Here is a 1,908-nt window from a genome sequence, read left to right as displayed (position 1 = left end):
GTAGAGTAGGCGGATGAAATTTTCATCCGCCCCTCATCAAACCGTGCATGAGGTTCTCCCTCACACGGCTTTCCGACATTCTTCTTTCTACAGCATTACGTCATGCTCTAGCCATTTTCTTTAATCCTTTTTCGTAAATGCTATTTCTTACAAATCCCACCTTTGACATACGATTACGTCTCTGGTGTTTCTTGTTATACCATCTTGTAAAAGTGCAAATAATGTACCAGTCTAGAGCCTGCATCCACTTTTCGTTTCTCTTGGTGGAATAATAATTCTTCCATCCTGTGATTTTCGGATTCAGATTCTTTATTAAATCCTCTTCCTTTGCAACTAGCAGACTTCGTCTGTTTACATTCCTCTTGACTTCGGCTTTCATTTTCTTCATGGCTTTTCTGCTTGGGTACTGATACGTTTCCTTGTACAGTTGTCCTTTGCGTGTTTCCGTTGTCATTCTTCTGTGGTGCATTCCGAGAAAGTCAAATCCCTCTTTTCCGTCCCACATGCTGACTATCTTTGTTTTCACTGGATGTAGCTTTAAATCCAGTTTTACCATGATATACTGCAATAAATTCAGTGCGTGATTTGCACTTTTCTTATTCTTGCAAATGATTACCGTATCATCTGCGTACCTTACAAGAATACCGTGAGTATGTCCATACTTTTCCCACAGTCTGTCCAGTGTGTTTAGGTAAATGTTTGCCAGTAACGGAGATATGACTGAACCTTGGCTGGTTCCCAGTTCAGAGATTGTCAGTACATTTCCATATAATACTCCTGATACTAACCATTGTTTTATCAGCTTCAATATCCTACGGTCTGATATTCTCTGCTCTACCAGCTTCATCAACTTTCCTTGGTTTACATTGTCAAAAAACTTTTCAATGTCTGCGTCTACTACATAATAGCCCTTGTTGTTACACGCTTTCCTTACTACTTCCAGTGCTTGTTTCGCACTTCTTTTCGGTCGGAATCCATAGGAACATTCTCTAAAGTCAGCTTCGAATACTGGCTCTATTGCTATCTTTGTAGCCATTTGCACAATTCTGTCCTTGACCGTTGGTATTCCAAGAGGTCTTTCACTTCCGTCTGGTTTTGGTATCATAACTCGCTTTACCGGAGATGGTTTATACTTTCCATTCATCAGTTCTGATTTGATTTCTGATAGGTATTTTTCAATTCCCATCGCTTCAACATCCTCGATTTTGACACCATCCACACCACTGGAACCTTTGTTAGCTTTTACCCGTTTCCATGCCTCAAAGAGTACATCATCTCGATATACCTTATCGTAAAGTGCATGAAATCTTCGGCTGTCACACTTCTTGGCTGTCAGATATAGTTTGTTTTGAAGTTGTCGAACTTTTTCTTTGGAGTTATTAGTCTGCATGACATTCTCTCACTCTTACCCTCTCTACAAACATGAATGAAGTAGGGAACCTTCCCATAAACTGCGTTTTCTTGCACAGTCATTATCGGTACTATGTTCCCCTCCGACTCCCTTCCATCAGAAATACGATTTCGCCAAGCTTATACGCTTTCTCTTTACCATTTGGTGATGGGTAGGGTCTCTCCAGTTCCGAACTACACTTTTCATACATACCGTTTCCTCTATACCGAGGGATTCTTCCGTGCTGTTTTCCAGTTTCTCCACACGTTCCATGGTTTTCGCCTATTTTGCCAAGGCTCAACTTCCCTTTTCTCTCTTTCGAGACCTTTTTAACGATACGGCAGAATTCACTTTATGTTACGGTCTGCATGATTGCTCGCACCTTTTTCAAGGTTACTTTATCCACTCGCTTAGCACCCTGTATTACTACAACGCACCGAGTTTAACTACACGGCTCACTGGCGATTACCGTGACCGGACTTACACCGGCAAGTGTAGTCCAGCTTTGCTGGACACAC

General features: G+C 41.6%; 1 protein-coding gene. It reads right to left on the bottom strand.

Features of this window, described 5'->3' with window-relative positions:
* Positions 1-100: 100 nt before the first annotated feature.
* Entirely contained in the window at positions 101-1,390 is a 1,290-nt protein-coding gene (gene ltrA / locus I2D69_RS19610) for a group II intron reverse transcriptase/maturase (RefSeq protein ID WP_173717583.1), read from the bottom strand.
* Positions 1,391-1,908 lie beyond the last annotated feature (518 nt).

This window comes from Ruminococcus sp. D54t1_190329_F1 (assembly GCF_015551645.1).
Lineage (GTDB): Bacteria > Bacillota > Clostridia > Lachnospirales > Lachnospiraceae > Blautia_A > Blautia_A faecis.
The sequence above is the reverse complement of the archived record's forward strand: the minus strand, read 5'-3'. Positions and strand labels throughout refer to the sequence as shown.